Genomic DNA, 16,707 nt, shown 5'->3' with positions numbered 1-16,707 from the left:
CTTTCTTTCATTATAGGTAGGCACAATTGCTGTTGGCTTACCTTATGTAAAGAAGTTTAAAGATAACGCAGCCGTAAGCACAAGCTATGAGTAAAAAAAAAGCGGCGCTACTGCGCCGCGCTTTGTAACAAAACACCTCAGGAGGCGTCTGCCGTACCCGGTAAGGACTCAGGTGGTTGCGGTGCAAAACCGCGTAACCCGACAACGTGTACGTGTTCGCTGTTCTGGAACACTTTACGTACCAGTTTGTACGTCGTCCCTTTTTCCGGGCTGATGTTCTCCGGTGCCGCGATGATGAGCTGCATATCGAGGCGATCGCAAAGCTCAAACAGCGTGGCGATGGAACGGGCATCAAGACGCGCCGCTTCATCAAGGAACAGCAGACGACATGGCGAGATGTCTTTCCCGCGCAGACGACGCGCTTCATCTTCCCAACTCTGGACAACCATCACCAGAATCGACATACCGGTACCGATAGCCTCACCCGTCGACAGCGCACCAGACTCCGCACGCAGCCAGCCGTCGGAGCCACGGTTAACCTCAACTTCCATCTCCAGATAGTTACGGTAATCCAGCAGCTCTTCACCAATGGTTTGCGGCGTACGCTGGCCCATATCGATCTGCGGGTTCAGGCGCTGATACAGCTTCGCCAGCGCTTCAGAGAAGGTTAGACGGTTGCTATTGAACAGATCCTGGTGCTGTTCGTGTTGTTCAGACAGCACGTCCAGCAGCGTAGAGTGAGCCTCACGCACGTTCACGTTCAGACGTACGCTGTTAACCTGGCCAAACGACACGCTCTGCAGGCCCTGGTTCAGCTGGCGGATACGGTTCTGCTCGCGCTGAATGGTCTTACGGATGATGTTCGCCACGCTGCGGGAGCTGATAGCCAGTTTCTGCTCGCGGGAGGTCAACTCTTCCGTCAGGCGACCCAGCTCGATTTCCATCTGTTCGATGGCTTCGACCGGATCGTCGGTACGGATGATATCCTGACGAATACGTTCGCGCAGGTGCTGATAAACGGCCACGAAGAACTGGATTTTGCGCTCTGGACGCTTCGGATCTTCCGACATGCGCAACACATCACGCAGGTGTTCGTTATCCGCCACAGCCAGACGCAGCGCACCCAACGCTTTATCCGACATGGAACGCAATTCGTCCCCGGAAAGATAGGCCAGCTCGCGACGGTGTAGACGACGCTCAACGTTATTGTCTTTCACCATGCGCATTACCGCGCACCAGCCCGCCTTCGCGGTCACGACCTGCTCGCGCATTTCGTGATAGTCGCGCTCCAGCTTGCGCAGGCGACGCGTCAGGTTGTCCATTTCCGCTTCGCAGAAGGTCAGCGCTTTTTCCAGCTGGTTGCGGCGCGCGCGGTTGTTGCTGAGCTGGCTGTGCAGTTCATCGCGACGAATGCGCGCACGTTCTTCCGCACCGCTGTCGGCACGCACGCCAATATCCTGCAGCTCTTTGTGCAGATCGTTCAACAGCTCTTTCTTGGTATCGAAGGAGCTTTTCAGCGAGGCCATGACCTGACTGTACTGGCTCAGCTGTGCGGCATGCGTACGCATGGCTTCACGAGCGCGGGTACGCTCGGCTTCAGCCTGCTCCAGGCGCTGACGCAGTTTTTCATTCAGATCGCTGTTTCCGCTCAGCATTTCTGCTGAATCGGAGTAGCCGAAGTGGGCGCGACGCTGCACCACTTCCGTCAGGGCAAACGCCTGCTGACGCGCTTCGCGCTGCACCTGCTGTGACCAGGCGTAATCTTCTTTTAGCTGCTCGAACTGTTCCGGGTCGCTTTGAAGAACGGAGATGACCGGCTCCAGCTTCGCCAGCTGATTACCGTGCTGCTGCACAAAACGCGCGGCTTCCTGCGCTTCATCCAGACGTTCCTGGATTTCATCTACGCGGTCAGCCAGCGTGTCATCAGCCAGCAGATTCAGGCGCGGCAGGATGCGGTTAAGGGCGGCGACGCCCTCTTTCGCCTGTTCAAACTGGACGCGGCTCTGCTGGTTGTCACTTTCATGATTGGCAATCGCGCGCTCAAGTTCACCACGGCGGGTATTGAGCCTGCGAATCTCTGCTTCCGGATCCGCGTCAAAGGCCACGCCAAGATGGCTACCAATAAAGCGGCTGAATGCCTGGTGCAAACGCTGGGTTTTCTGAACGTCAAACGACAGCGTCGCAAAGCGTTCGGAGAGCGTTTCACGCTCGGCGTGCAGGCTTTCAATACGGTTTTCACGCGCGGCACGGCCAAACAGCGGCAGTTCCGGGAAGCGAGAATAGCGCCACTGGCGGTCAGCGATTTTCACCACCACCGCTTTTTCCAGCTCGTCGACGCTGAATACGCTGTCATCAAACGACTGCGGATCCCCTTCGATCAGGTAGAGATCTTCCGGGCAATCTTCCAGTCCTGCCAGCTGCTCAGAAATCAGCGACAGATCCGGGACAACAATTGCATTACGCGACGGACCATACAGCGCGGAGAAATACGGCGCATCGTCCAGGCCAACATCGTCATAAATTTCGGACAGCAGTACACCGCCGAAACGCTCCGCCAGGGTATTCAGGCGTGCATCTTCCGCACCGCCCGGCTGGCTTAAGCGTTCAATTTCTTCGTCGACTTCACGCTTGCGGGCACCGACTTCATCACGCTCAACAATCGCTTCGCGCTCGCGCTCCAGCAGCTGCTGCAGGTATTCGGTCACTTCCTGACTGGATTCAAACTGCTCGCCGCACTGTTCGCTGAGCTGGCTCAGGCTGCTTTGAGCTGCCAGCCAGACCGGCGCACGCTGCAACAGTTTTTGCGAGCGGGACTGAAGCTGCTCCATCTCCTGGCGCAGCGTCATACGCTGTTCGCTGGCGTTAGAGACACTGTCTGAAAGTGCCGCAATACGCGCTTCAAGCTCCTGATGCAGAGCCTCAAGCTCGTCGAAATCGTAATTTTTCCCCTGACGCTTGCAGAATTCCGCCAGCAGACGCTCGGCTTCCTGCTGCTCGCGCAGACGCTGTTCCAGCTCGTTGAGACGCATGCGCAGCGGCTGAACCTGCTCGGCCAGATGGCGCTGGTTCACCCCGTCACGCAGCAGTTCACGGGCGACGTCCCAGGCTTCATTACGCGCCAGCGGGCCGTTAATCGCCACCACCAGCTGGTAAGCCTGCTCAAACTGGCTGTGCGCCGTTTGCGCGACGCTCATTTTCTGATCGAGAGACAGGAGTTTCTCAGTGGCTTCCTGCTCTTTTGCCTGGAAGGTATCCAGCCATTCGTCGGCGCTTTCGGGCGTCAGGTCAGGCAGATGACACAGCTCTTTGGCACGCTGTAACGCCTGCAGGGCCTGAGTGTACTGAATAGCACGCGTCTGCTGCACGTCCAGCGCCTGCTGGTAATCGGCAAGCTGGCTTTTCAGCTCATCCACTTCAAGCTCGGCGGCTTCGGCGCGGGCTTCGTTCTCTTCCTGCATGTCGGCGGCTTCAGCCACCACTTCGTTTTGCTCTTCGAGACGAATTTGCAGCTCATCGAGGTCCGCTTCATAGCGCTCGATTTTTTCCTGCTGACGCAGCGCGGTCTGCACCAGGTTGAGGTGATCGCTGGCGGCCTGATAATCCGCTTCCAGGTCACCTTCGGCACCGTTGTGCTCACCCAGCTCGCGCGCCATTTCGACGTGCTTATACTGCTCGGCCACCAGCTGCTTACGCGAGGTAAACAGCTCGCGGCGGTACTCTAATGCCTGATCGAGATGAATGCGGCGCTCGTTGGCGTGACGCATATAGTCTGCGGCCACATAGTTGGTGGCTTCGCTGATAAGGTGTTTAAACAGGTCGCGGTCAGACTGGGTCACGCGAATGGCTTCCAGCGTCATGCGGTTTTCACGCAGCGCGGCTTCCATATCCTGGAAGGCTTTACGCACGCCGCTGTTTTCCGGCAGCAGGTAGTCGCGCAGGGAGCGGGTAATAGCGCTGGAGATACCGCCGTACAGGGACGCTTCGATCAGACGGTAGTATTTGCTACGGTCTGATGCCGTGCGCAGACGACGCGCCACCACGCCCAGATCGAACATCAGGGAATGGTAGTCGGTAATGGAGTTGAACTGCTTGAACTGCACGCCCTCGATAGCTTCGAGCTTGTCTTTCAGCTCCTGCAGCGTCAGCACGCGCGCCTGACGTTCGTTCAGGGTTTCCGTCAGCAGCGCCGTCGGCTGCACGGATGTTGGCAGCCCCTGGATGGCGAACGGTTTGATATCCACTTTACGGTCGCGACCGGCGACCTGCTGCAGGCGAACGCCCACTACGACGCGCTGGTGACGGGAGTTAATGACGTCCAGCACCGAATAACAGACACCGGCCTTCAGCTTACCGTGCAGACCCTTATCACGAGAGCCGCTTGTCGCGCCCGCTTCGGTGGTGTTACGGAAGTGCAGCAGCGTCAGATCGGGGATCAGCGCCGTCACAAATGCCGCCATGGTGGTGGATTTACCCGCACCGTTACCGCCGGAGAGCGTCGTAACCAGCTCATCCAAATCGAAGGTTCGGGCAAAGAAACCGTTCCAGTTAATCAGCGTTAGTGAGCGAAATTTACCGCGTTCAATCATTACTCTTCCTCCCCGCTATCCGGCTGATTCTCTTCATGCTCATCATTGAGCTGCAAATGGTTTTCCACCGGCATCGCTTCACCGTCGCGGATCATGCGCAGCTGCGCTTCACGGGCGTCGTCACCCGAGCGCACGTCGGCGCCAAAGCGGAAGACGGATTCCGTAATGCGGAATTTGCTGCTGTCATGGCCCATAAACCAGACCATGCCCAAACGACGCAGACGGTTCAGGGAAGAGCGAACTTTTTCCTGTAATTTCTGACGGTCAAGATCGGAACCTGTCGAACGGTTGTTCACCAGCTTCAGCAGTTTGCTTTCATCTGCCAGCGACAGCAGTTCGTCGTAGAGTTCCTGCTGAGTGAAAATCCCTTCGTTCGCCAGACGTTCCGGGCTGAGGTAGAGGTAGCAGAGGATTTTGCCGACCATCATATCCAGCTCGGAGAGCACGGAACGCGGAATCAGCGTGGTTGAGCGCGGGCGCAGGTAGAAAAACCCTTCCGGCGCGCGAATCAGCTCCACGTTGTAGCGCGCGTAGAACTCTTCCAGGTATTCCTGGAAATCCATCAAAAAAGCGTGATTATCCAGCTCGTCAAGACCAATGTGACGACCGGCACGCAGCTGGCTGTCCAGCGCCGGAAATAACGGATTCGCCAGCGCCTGTGCCAGCTTCACTGGCATCACTTGTTCAATATTTGTCAATGACATGCGCCTGTACCTTGGCTCCGTAATCGTTGATCGGCTGCCACTTCGGCGGCAGTCCGGTGAAATCTGCTTGCGCGACGCCCAGGCGTACCGCCTGATCTACCACGATGCGGGCAACGTCAAAGTGCCGCGCGCGAGGATATTGCGCCAGATAGTCGCGCACCACGAGACCAAGATCCAGCGGTGCTTGTCTGGTTTTGTAGACAGCGAGCTGTTCTTCGATCATCGCCGCAAGTTGTTCGCGAATTTCGTTAAATTCTTCGTATTCCAGATCCGGTGGCAATTCACCGGTAACCTCTTCATCACGCAGCGCCATCTCTTCGTCGCGCATATCCAGCAGACGGTCGGCATTCGCGTAGGTCAGCGCCCACGGGGCATCGAAATAGGTTTGTACCGACTGACGCAGACGCTGAGCGAAGACGCGGTTTTTATCCATGTCGATCGCGGTACGGATAAATTTATGCACGTGTCGGTCGTAGCCGATCCACAGGTCGATCGACTGCTGGCCCCAGCTAATAATACGATCGAGTTTGCTTTGCAGATCGAAGACAAGACGGTCGACAAAGTGGAGGTCGTCGTGCGCCATGGTCGCATCCTGGATGCGGAGCAGATTGGCCTGCAGCTTGTCGCCTGCGGCTTCCAGCGTATCCTGCAGTTCACGCAGCGTACCGGAGGTTTCTGACAATAAAAGTTCACAGCTGGAGATGGCTGCACGCCAGTCTTTATTCAGCAATTGAGCGATATCGTCTTTCACCTGCTGCTGCTGTTCATCCATCAGACGCTGGGTCAGATCGATGCTGTCGAAAATCTCTGCCACCGAGTACTTCAGCGGCGCGTAGACGTTACGGTGCCAGTGAAATTCGTCACCGTTTTCATCTGCCGCGTCGGCGGCGCGCTTAAGCTCGCCCGCCACGATCGAGAGCTGCATGGAGAGACGCAGCGTCGAAAACTCGCGCTGGCGAATGTAGTAATCGGTAATGCCGATCCCCAGAGGCGTCAGACGATAAATGGCGTTTCCTTCCGCCTGCTCGCTGGTAAAGCGGTTCAGCAGACGTTGACGCACCATATCGTTGATTGCGTTGTTGGCACGCACGCTAATGGTTTCGCTGGTTTGCTCAAACGCATCACTGACATGGCGGAACGCATCCACCAGTTCACCCTCGCTCATTTCACCATCCAGCCGTTCGCCGTTCAGCGTGGCAACCGCCAGCAGGAAGGAGAGTCTGTCTACCGGCAGCGTGATGGAGAAATCGTTTTTCCTGGCCCAGGCAACCAGTTCGGGGACTGTCTGGGAAAATTCACTCATAGATTATCCTTGCTTCTGCGGCTTGCGCGCGGTGACGTGTATATAGCGGCCAAGGCTCAGATAAGGCTCCTGGCGGCAATACCGCGTTTCTATTTCTGTTAAGGCGTCTAAACAGTCATGCTGTTTTTGTTTATCACGCAGATAATCATGAAACACCCTCACGCCTGTTTTACCGGTGATCTCCCAACCGATCTCCTCCAGCCAGCCATAGACCTGCTGCGGTTCACGTGGGAAATCCGGCGATAGCGTGCGCCGTTTCTTTTTATACATACCCTGCTGCACGTAGCCAAAATTGCCCACCAGCACGTTTCGCATCAGCAGACCGTTTGCATTGTAGAACATCAGCGATAACGCACCGCCCGGACGCAACATCGACCACAGCGTTTTTAACATGGCTTGCGGTTCGGCGACCCATTCGAGCACAGCATGAAACAATATCAGATCAACCTGCGTTTCCAAATGCTGGGGAATGTCCTGAGCGGCGCAATGTATAAAATGCATGTTGTCGCTCACACCTTTCTCTTCTGCCGCGCGTTCGGCGCGAGTAACCATCTCAGCAGAAAGATCGCAAAGCGTGACGTGGTGCCCCCGCTGCGCCATCAGAATTGCAGTCTGACCTTCCCCGCCACCGGCATCGAGCACGCGCAACCGCCGGTCACCCAATTCCGCCAACAGCTTGTCCAGATCCTGCCAGAGGATCGTCTGACGAAGCTGACCTTTGGTGGTGCCATAAATGTTGCGCGAAAACTTTTCCGCGATGTCATCAAAATTGCGATCCCGCATTGGGAAGGTTCCACTCGCTAACTGCAAAACCGCTATTTTGTCACACCCGCGCGGAGAATGAACCACTCTGGTGTAATATCACGGGTAATCGCCTGCTGTATGGTTAAAAAAGGAACCAAAAAGGATGCTTTTTACCCTAAAAAAATACATCGGAGGCATGATGCTTCCCCTTCCCCTGCTGCTGCTTCTCATCGCGCTGGGGCTGGCACTGGTGTGGTTCAGTCGCTTTCAGAAAAGTGGCAAAACGCTTATCACCCTCGGCTGGCTGATGATGCTGCTGCTGAGCCTGCAGCCGGTCGCGGATGGTCTGTTACGCCCCATCGAAAATAAGTACCCGACCTGGCAGGGAAATCAGAAAGTGGAGTACATCGTGGTATTGGGTGGCGGGTATACCTGGGATCCGAACTGGGCACCCAGCTCTAATCTGATCAACAACAGCCTGCCGCGCCTGAACGAAGGTATCCGCCTGTGGCTTGCTAATCCGGGTTCGAAAATGATCTTCACCGGAGCCGCCGCCAAAACAAACCCGGTGAGTACGGCGGAGGCTGGCGCACGCGTCGCTGAATCATTGGGCGTGCCGCGTTCATCTATCATCACCCTGGACAGCCCAAAAGACACCGAAGAGGAAGCCGCCGCGGTGAAGCAGGCCATCGGCGACGTGCCGTTCCTGCTCGTGACATCGGCGTCGCATTTACCGAGAGCGATGATTTTCTTCGAGAAACATGGATTACACCCCCTACCCGCACCGGCTAACCAGATAGCGATCAACGCGCCGCTTAACCCGTGGGAACGAGCAATCCCGTCCCCGGTCTGGTTGATGCACAGCGATCGTGTCGGTTACGAGACGCTTGGACGCCTCTGGCAATGGCTGAAAGGCGCGTCAGGCGAGCCAGGGCAAGAGTGATTTTGTCGCCAGGTCGAAGTTAGCGCGATTGAACCGTCCGGTATTCACCAGTTGCGCCACTTCATCCCAGAGTAAATAGAGCCAGCGCCGCCAGAGAAACGCCTCCGCGACAGGTGCCCGTTGCAGATAATGCCAGAGCAAACCTTCCGCAGAGGCGCTGTCGCATAGTCTGAACAGTTCGTACTCGCGCGGTGCCCAGAGCATAATGCCCGGCCCAACCATCGCCAACAGCTGGTCGCTGCGGGGATCTTTCAGCATGCTGCGCAGGGTAAAATTGCCGTGTATCAGCACGCAGTTGTCATTAAAGCCGTCAAACAGCGCAGGCAAGCACTCGCGGGTGCGAAACAGAATGCGTTTGTCCTGCATGGTTAAACCGGTGTTGTTGAACTGGTTAAGCGTTCCCCACAGCACTTCCACCCGCTGACGATACCAGAGCGGCCACAGGTTCTCCTGAGTGCTGTCGACGGGACCGACGAGCCCGCGGCTATCCTGCCGGTGCCAGGCCAGCAACGCCTCGACGATCTGATCTTTCAGCTGTTCCCAGCGGTCCGGCGTGCGCGCCGGGGCTTCAACAGAGACACCACGCAGGCGCTCAATAAGCAGGACATCCGGGCCGGGGTGTTCCTCATGCGTCATGACACCGTAAACCGTCGGCATTCGCACCGTACCTTCCCTTGCCAGCATCGATATTTTCCATGCCAGCTGTCTGGCGACGCCGGGTGAGGTAAAGCTTCTGGCCATGAGAGGCATTGGGTTTCCATGACTGTCATACAGCGCCCAAAGTGCGGTATCCGCCTTTTCATTCACACACTCGACCCGGCTCAACGTCTCGCCAAGCAGATGGCTCAGTTCGGCACGCAGCTGTTCCATATGAGATTACCCCCATTAAGGCTACTGCTTTTATAATGAGCGCGAGAACAACGGATGTCACCCGGAAGAGATCAATAATGGGTAAGAAAGGAAAAATTGTGGGGTGAGAACATCCCCCCGAAAGGAGGGATGGAGGCAAAATTAATGCAGTTCGGCGCGAACGCGCTCAAGATCTTCCGGCGTATCAACGCCCGTTCCGGGAACTTCTTTGGCAACGGCTACGTGGATTTTTTCGCCATACCAGAGCACGCGGAGCTGCTCCAGCATTTCAATATGTTCCAGCGGGCTTGGTGCCCAGTTGACATAGCGGCGAATGAAGCCCGCACGATAGCCGTAGATCCCAATGTGGCGCAGGAATGAATCACCAATGGTCTCTTTCGATACCGCAAAGCGATCGCGATCCCAGGGGATCGTCGCGCGTGAGAAATAGAGCGCATAGCCCTCGGCATCCATAACCACTTTAACCGCATTCGGGTTGAATGCTTCTTCAGCATGATGAATGGGTACCGCGAGGGTGGCCATGCCAACCTGTCGCTGCGCCAGATTTTCCGCTACCTGGCGAATAATAACCGCCGGGATCATCGGCTCGTCGCCCTGCACGTTGACGATGACCGTATCATCGCTGAAACCGCATTTCTCAACCACTTCCGCCAGACGTTCCGTGCCGGACTGGTGATCGGCGCGAGTCATGCACACTTCACCACCCGCCGCTTCAACCGCTTGCGCCACGTCCGGATGATCGGTTGCCACGATGACGCGGTCTGCACCCGATTCGCGCGCACGCTCCAGGACATGCACAATCATTGGCTTGCCGTTGATATCTACCAGAGGTTTACCCGGCAGACGCGTTGATGCATAGCGCGCCGGAATAATGACAACGAAACTCATGGCTTGCTCTCTTCTGCCACCAGGGAACGGGCTTCATTTTCCAGCAGGACCGGAATACCGTCCCGCAGCGGGAAAGCCAGACTGTCCAGCTTGCAAATCAGCTCTTGTTTATCCTGGCTGTAGTAGAGTTTGCCGTTGCACACCGGGCAGGCAATAATTTCAAGTAAACGGTGATCCATAGTTCCTCCGTATGGGTAATCGCTAAAGCTTAACACATTCCCTTTTCAGGGAGTGTCTGTTTCCCAACCACTTCGGCAGGTCGTAAACAGCCCGTCCGGCATACGACCCAGCGTCACGCTGGTCGCCCCTTGCCAGCGCGCAAAATCGCTAATGGCGGATGATAATCCTTTCTCCAGGGTAGCCGTCGCCTTAACCCCGTCTTCAAGATACAGCGCGATAATTTCAAGCGTCCCGGTTTTGCGGTGCATTTTGGCATCCATGCGCCCCACCAGTTGCCCTTTATGCAGCAAAGGCAAAACGAAGTAGCCGTACTGGCGTTTTGGCGCGGGGGTGTAACACTCCAGCCGGTAGCTGAAATTAAACAGCTGCTCGGCCCGTTTTCTGTCCCAGACGACCGGGTCGAAAGGTGACAGTACCGCGCTGTGTGTCGCCTGGAGCTTACCTTCCAGCGCCTGTGGTAAAAGCGGGAGTAAATCGGCATGCAGCCACATCTCGCCCAGCGTTTCGACAGCGACAGGTATGACGCGCTGCTCGCGCTGCCACACATCCAGCAACGGTTTAAGCGCGGGCTGACGGAGTCGGTAGTAGTCTGCCAGCCATTGCGGACGAAAAATCCCCAGACTGCGGGCGCTGTTCTCCAGCATGATGGCTTCGGCCGCTTCCTGCGTAAGCAGGTCACGCTCGTCGTCCCAGTGCGGCATCACGCGGTGCGTCAGGTCGTATACGCGCTGAAAGTTACGTCGTTCCACAACCATCACTTTACCGGATGTAAACAACCCCTCCAGATGACGTTTATGCGGTTTCCACTCCCACCATCCGCTCGCCCCTTTTCGCGGATGCTCAAAATCAGCCGAACGCACTGGACCGTTTTCCTGAATATGCGCGATAAGCTGCTCAATTTCAGCGGCGTGTTCATGCATCCACTCCTGACGATATTTCCAGCCCATCTTATCCGGAGAGAGCATGCGGTGACGAATCAGTGCGAAATCACTGCGGGGCAGGAAACAGGCTTCATGTGCCCAGTATTCCATTAGCTCACCCTGGCTAAGCGCATTGTCCAGCCACTGCGGCTGATAATTGCCCAGGCGGCTGAAGAGCACCAGATAAGGGCTTCGCGCCACGATGTTGATGGTATCGATTTGCAGCAACGACATGCGCTGTACGGTGGAGAGAATGTCAGAGGGTTGTGCGCGACGGCGAGGCTTTTTAAGCAGCCCTTGGGCAGCAAGGTGTAAATGACGTGCGGCTGAAAGCGAGAGTTGCGGTAAAGACATGCGTTTTCCTGTCAGTCAAAGCGCCACCAGAACCGCGTAAGCGTTTATCGCACCAACGCAATCAGTTCCTTGAGCAAGTGTTCCGGCTGCTCGCCGCTGAGTTCAGCGTCAACCGGCAGATACCACCAGTTTTCTTTCGCAAAGGCACGGCATTTCACCGCATCTTTTTCGGTCATGATCAGCGACTGCCCGGGTACGGTCAGGGCGTCTACCTGGCCTTCCACCAACGCCTGGTGGTCCGCCAGCGGAACGCATTTTTCCAGCCGGGCACCACACTGCTCCAGCGTCGCGAAGAAGCGCGGAGGGTGGCCAATACCCGCCATCGCCACCAGCGCAGGCAGCTGTTCAACCGCCTTACGCTCGCCCGTTAACAGGTTAACCGCCATGCCAGGCTGAAGATGCATAGGGATTTCCCCTGGCTTAGCCTGGCCACCGTTAACAATGACCGCATCAACGGACTGAAGACGCGACGCGCGTTCACGCATCGGGCCGGCAGGCAGCCACCAGCCGTTGCCAAAACGGCGCACGCCGTCGATAACCACAATCTCTTTATCACGCGCCAGCGCGTAATGCTGAAGGCCATCGTCGGTGATAATGATGTCCACCGCGTGCCCGGCAAGCAGTGCCTGAACGGCGTCGCTGCGCACGGGTGAGACCGCAACCGGCACACCTGTCCGCTGATAGATCAAGACCGGTTCATCACCCGCTTCGGCCGTTGTTGTATCAGCCGTAAGCAGAAGCGGATAGTGCGTCGCTTTACCACCGTAGCCGCGCGATACAACCCCTGGGCGAATACCGCGTTTTTGCAACTGCTCCACCAGCCAGATCACCACCGGCGTTTTGCCGTTCCCACCAGCGGTCAGGTTACCGACCACCACAACCGGAACCGGTGCGCGCCAGGCGCGCTTCAGCCCCAGGCGGTACATCAGACGAATGGCACCGCTCACCAGGCCATAGAGCCAGGAGAGCGGCAGAAGCAGTCGCCACAGCGGTGATTCACCGGACCAGATGCGTGCAATCATTGTTGACCGAACTGCATCTTATGAAGCTGAGCGTAGACGCCACGGTGGGCGAGCAGATCGGCATGGCTGCCCCGCTCGACAATCACGCCGTCCTCTACCACCACGATTTCATCAGCCTGTTCGATGGTCGAGAGACGGTGCGCAATCACCAGAGAGGTGCGGTTCTTCTGCAGTTCGTCCAGCGCTGACTGGATAGCGCGTTCAGATTCAGTATCCAGCGCGGACGTCGCTTCATCCAGAATCAGGATTGGGCTGTCGCGCAGCAGCGCACGCGCAATGGCGATACGCTGACGCTGACCACCGGAAAGGAGCACGCCGTTTTCACCAATGATGGTATCCAGACCGTTATCCATCTTGTTAATGAAGTCCATCGCATACGCCATGCGTGCGGCATTCTCGATCTGCTCGCGGCTGTACTCTTCAGTACGCGCATAGGCGATGTTGTTGGCAACCGTGTCGTTGAACAGATGCACGTTCTGAGAAACCAGTGCAACCTGGTTACGCAGCGACTGCAGGGTATACTCCCGCAGGTCATGACCATCTAACAGGATTTCGCCTTCATCAATGTCGTAGAAGCGCGTAATCAGGCTGGCAATGGTTGATTTACCCGAGCCGGAACGGCCCACCAGCGCAACGGTTTTACCTGCTGGAATCGTCAGGTTGATATTACGCAGTGCTGCCACTTCACGGCCTGGATAGGTAAAGGTCACATTGCGGAATTCAACGTCTCCGTTTGCACGCTCAATCACGCGCGTACCTTCATCTTTTTCCTGCTCGGAATCGAGAATGCTGAACAACGTCTGGCATGCTGCCATCCCGCGCTGGAACTGCGCGTTCACGTTGGTCAGGGATTTCAGCGGACGCATCAGCGCAATCATGGAGGAGAACACTACGGTGATGGTCCCTGCAGTCAGGGTCTCCATTACACTCGGGAAGCTCGCCGCATACAGAACAAATGCCAGTGCCAGTGAGGCAATCAGCTGAATGATAGGATCGGAGATAGAGGAGGCCGACACCATTTTCATTCCCTGCAGGCGCATTTTATTGCTGACCTTATCAAAGCGCTTGGTTTCGACTTCCTGACCACCAAAGATCAACACTTCTTTGTGGCCTTTCAGCATCTGTTCAGCGCTGGTCGTGACCTGCCCCATCGTATTCTGCATATTCTTACTGATATTGCGGAAACGCTTTGAGACGACGCGGATAGCAATGGAGACAACCGGGGCCAGCACGATCAGGATGAGCGACAGCTGCCAGCTGTAATAGAACATCATGATAAACAGGCCGATGATCGATGCGCCTTCACGGACCACGGTAATCAGCGCGCTGGAGGACGATGATGCCACCTGCTCTGAATCGTAGGTAATACGTGACAGCAGCGTGCCCGTAGACTGTTTATCAAAGAATGAGACCGGCATGCCCATCATGTGACCGAAGAGTCGGCGACGCATGGACATTACCACTTTTCCTGATACCCAGGAGATACAGTAGCTGGAGATATAGCTGGAAATACCGCGTAAGATCATCAGCCCAATAACCACCAGCGGCATCCATAGCAGCACTGAGCGATCCGTTTTACCAAAACCGTCATCCAGTAACGGTTTGAGGAGCGATAGCATAAAAGTATCGCTGGCTGCGTTGAGGATTAACGCTACGCCCGCCACGATCAAGCCTGCTTTGAAAGGGGCAATCATCGGCCAGAGTCGGCGGAACGTTTGCCACGTGGAGAGATCTTTGTCGTTATGCATTCAAAAAACCAGCATTTGTTGAAATAGCCGCATATTCTACCCGTTATCTACGGGCGCGCCAAACCACTGATGATACCAACGCGGTAAATTGTGTTCACGCAGGCGTCGGATCTGCCTGTTATGTTGCGAAAATGTCACCGATATTTGTCCAGAATGAGGGGTGTCTAGCCAGGTATATCCCTCTTTTCCGTAGCGCCGCACCACTTTCGCGGATGGAAAATGCCACGCGTTATAGCGGGCTGCAGAGGCCAGCGCTATTTCCCCTTCGGCACGCTGCACCAACGGCATAGAAGACGAGGTGTTGCTGCCGTGGTGAGGTACCTGAATGAGTGTAGACGCAAGATTGCGCCAGCGGTGGCTCAGCATTGCCAGTTCAGCCTGTGCTTCAATATCCCCGGTCAGCAGGATGCTCTGCTCACCGTCGTCGATCTTAACCACGCAGGAGCGGTTATTACCTTTGGCGTGCCCTTCTTCAGGCGGCCAGTGAACGCTGAACGTTAGCCCCTGCCACTGCCATCGCTGCCCTCGAAAACAAGGAAGATGTCCATCCTGGTGCAGCGGACTCCTCACCCACATTTCGGGCCAGGATTTTTGCAGCGATGCCAGTCCTCCCGCGTGGTCGAGATGCTCATGGCTCAGGATTACCCCTTCTGGCTTCAGGTGATGCCAGCGTAACCATGGAATGATCAACTGCTGCCCGCTATCGCCCCCCGGCCAGGCCAGCCCGGTATCGTATAAAATAGCCCTCCCCTGACGTTCAATCACCATTGCCAGCCCCTGCCCGACATCCAGCATGTGCAGCGTCCAGCTGTCAGTTTTATCCGTTCGCCACAAAGGAAGTGCGAGCATAATACTTGCTGTCAGACAAACAGCCGGTAGAACTTTCCAGCTTCGAAAACGCCAGCCGATAATGGCAAGCCAGGGTAGCAGCGTCAGGTATTGCCAACGTTCATCGACATCCTGCCAGCCGTTCGGCAAGCGAGCCAGCAACCCGAATAACCCTGCCAGAGACTTATCGGCCGCATACCAGACAGCGTTCTCCAGTAACGCCAGCGGAAAAAGATGGAGCAGCATACCGAGAAGGATCAGGGGCACGGAAATAAACGTGACCAGCGGAACAGCAAACAGATTTGCGAGGAATGAAGACAGGCTGAAACCATGAAATATCAGCACCTGCAGTGGAAGCAGCAGGCACAGCATCCCTGTTTGCAGATGTATGAGATTTGCCAGAGGTTTTAGTCGGCGGATCCAGAGCCCGTTCGGAAGCGGTAGCCACTGGTACCAAAAAATTAATGCCGCAACCGCAAACGCCGACAGCGCAAAGCTTTGCGACAGAACAGCCACAGGGTCAAAAATCAGAATCGCCGCCACGCAGGCTAACCAGATCTGCCAGGGAGACCATTGACGGCCGCTAATCCGCAGCGCAGCCACCACCATGAGAGAGACCACCGTGCGCATTGCGGGCGGCTGCATCCCCGTTAACCATGCATAAAAAGCCGCAAAGCACAGCCCTGCAAGCATGGGAAACTGCCAATGGATAGCGTGGCTCGGCAGGAAATATTGCAACCCTCTTGCCAGTAACCAGACGATGGACGCAGCCAGCGCGATGTGCAGACCCGAAATCGCCATCAGGTGTATTGTCCCTGTCTCGCGCATGAGATTTTTTATCTCACGCGGTACATTCAGGCGCTCCCCCATCCCCAGCCCAAGGATCACCGGCCCCCACTGATATGCTGTGAGTACGTTTTGCAGTGAGCCCAGGTACCGTGAACGCAGGCTACAGCGTGCGTCAACAGCCTCAGCATTCGTAAAACGCCCGCTCAGCGTTTGATGTCGGGCAAAAGCATTTTTCTGCGAATCGTAGCCACCGTCGTTTAATTCACCATGTACCGCTCTAAGACGCAGCACCATGGCCCAGCGTTGACCGGCACACCCTTTTTGGGGCAGGTAATTGCCATACAGCGTCACCCCAGTAACGCCCCACCAGCGTTTTCCGTTGAGGCTGACAATGTTTCCCTGATGCATTGTTGCGCCGTCGGTTGCTGTAATGACCACCTCCGCCTGCTGCGGCCCTGTCGTGAGATGATTCAAGGGCCAAACGCTCTCCTGCGCCGCTAATACGCCCCAGCAAAAAAAGAGCAACCCGATGCCTGAGAACGTTAGCCATCGTCTTTGCTGCGCGGCTAACGCGATACCTGCGGCAATCATCATCCAGACGCTCTCTGGTTCCGGTAAAACAGGTAACCAATAGAGCGGAATAATGGCCAGAATGGCACAAGCACTGACAATGTGGATCCCCATTTATACCTCCCTGTTTCGGGCAGTATGCCGTGAGAATAGCGTGTCGTCAGACAGGAAAAAGGGGCGTTACGGCGGGCGCTGCAACGTTTTTAGCGGTTTGCAGAAAAGCCAGAATGGAAATGCGTGACGCATTCAGAAATGCAG

12 protein-coding genes are annotated in these 16,707 nt (G+C 56.2%); 1 reads left to right on the top strand and 11 read right to left on the bottom strand.

Annotated features, from left to right (window positions below):
- Positions 1 to 137: 137 nt before the first annotated feature.
- From mukB to cmoM, 4 genes are read right to left on the bottom strand one after another with little or no spacing between them, the layout of a single operon-like run.
- Positions 138 to 4,586, bottom strand: a complete 4,449-nt coding sequence (mukB, locus tag HV355_RS17035; protein ID WP_182402773.1) for a chromosome partition protein MukB — start codon at positions 4,584 to 4,586, stop codon at positions 138 to 140.
- A complete protein-coding gene (gene mukE, locus HV355_RS17030) occupies positions 4,586 to 5,290 on the bottom strand; it encodes a chromosome partition protein MukE (RefSeq protein WP_182402771.1) in 705 nt (234 codons plus the stop codon). Before mukE ends, mukB begins: the two co-directional genes overlap by 1 nt.
- On the bottom strand, positions 5,271 to 6,593 hold the full coding sequence (mukF, locus tag HV355_RS17025; RefSeq protein ID WP_010429279.1) for a chromosome partition protein MukF: 1,323 nt from the start codon (positions 6,591 to 6,593) through the stop codon (positions 5,271 to 5,273). The genes mukE and mukF overlap by 20 nt, the downstream gene beginning before the upstream one ends.
- A 3-nt stretch (positions 6,594 to 6,596) precedes the next feature.
- Positions 6,597 to 7,376 (bottom strand): tRNA uridine 5-oxyacetic acid(34) methyltransferase CmoM, encoded by a 780-nt coding sequence (gene cmoM / locus HV355_RS17020; protein ID WP_010429276.1) that lies wholly within the window; start codon positions 7,374 to 7,376, stop codon positions 6,597 to 6,599.
- Between the two features lie 124 nt (positions 7,377 to 7,500).
- Here cmoM and elyC point away from each other — a divergent pair, with 124 nt between their 5' ends.
- The gene (gene elyC / locus HV355_RS17015) at positions 7,501 to 8,280 is read left to right on the top strand and encodes an envelope biogenesis factor ElyC (RefSeq protein ID WP_126815672.1); all 780 of its coding nucleotides are present in this window, start codon (positions 7,501 to 7,503) and stop codon (positions 8,278 to 8,280) included.
- On the opposite strand, the gene HV355_RS17010 is transcribed toward elyC, so the two are convergent.
- From HV355_RS17010 to HV355_RS16980, 7 genes are all read right to left on the bottom strand, one after another.
- Complete coding sequence (locus tag HV355_RS17010) at positions 8,257 to 9,150, bottom strand: YcbJ family phosphotransferase (protein WP_042713970.1); 894 nt, start codon at positions 9,148 to 9,150, stop codon at positions 8,257 to 8,259. The genes elyC and HV355_RS17010 overlap by 24 nt on opposite strands.
- Positions 9,151 to 9,291: 141 nt before the next feature.
- The gene (kdsB, locus tag HV355_RS17005) at positions 9,292 to 10,038 is read right to left on the bottom strand and encodes a 3-deoxy-manno-octulosonate cytidylyltransferase (protein WP_182402769.1); all 747 of its coding nucleotides are present in this window, start codon (positions 10,036 to 10,038) and stop codon (positions 9,292 to 9,294) included.
- The gene (gene ycaR / locus HV355_RS17000) at positions 10,035 to 10,217 is read right to left on the bottom strand and encodes a protein YcaR (RefSeq protein ID WP_006174474.1); all 183 of its coding nucleotides are present in this window, start codon (positions 10,215 to 10,217) and stop codon (positions 10,035 to 10,037) included. The genes kdsB and ycaR overlap by 4 nt, the downstream gene beginning before the upstream one ends.
- Positions 10,218 to 10,262: 45 nt before the next feature.
- Positions 10,263 to 11,492 carry a winged helix-turn-helix domain-containing protein gene (locus tag HV355_RS16995; protein ID WP_182402767.1) on the bottom strand — a complete coding sequence of 410 codons (1,230 nt, stop codon included), beginning with the start codon at positions 11,490 to 11,492 and terminating at the stop codon, positions 10,263 to 10,265.
- Between the two features lie 44 nt (positions 11,493 to 11,536).
- A complete protein-coding gene (gene lpxK, locus HV355_RS16990) occupies positions 11,537 to 12,514 on the bottom strand; it encodes a tetraacyldisaccharide 4'-kinase (protein WP_174340657.1) in 978 nt (325 codons plus the stop codon).
- A complete protein-coding gene (msbA, locus tag HV355_RS16985) occupies positions 12,511 to 14,262 on the bottom strand; it encodes a lipid A ABC transporter ATP-binding protein/permease MsbA (RefSeq protein WP_089598356.1) in 1,752 nt (583 codons plus the stop codon). The genes lpxK and msbA overlap by 4 nt, the downstream gene beginning before the upstream one ends.
- 36 nt (positions 14,263 to 14,298) lie before the next feature.
- Positions 14,299 to 16,563, bottom strand: a complete 2,265-nt coding sequence (locus HV355_RS16980) for a ComEC family protein (protein ID WP_182402765.1) — start codon at positions 16,561 to 16,563, stop codon at positions 14,299 to 14,301.
- Positions 16,564 to 16,707 lie beyond the last annotated feature (144 nt).

Origin of the sequence: Enterobacter sp. RHBSTW-01064 (genome assembly GCF_014103035.1) — a bacterium.
Taxonomy (GTDB): domain Bacteria; phylum Pseudomonadota; class Gammaproteobacteria; order Enterobacterales; family Enterobacteriaceae; genus Enterobacter; species Enterobacter mori.
This window is presented reverse-complemented; position numbering and strand designations above follow the sequence as displayed.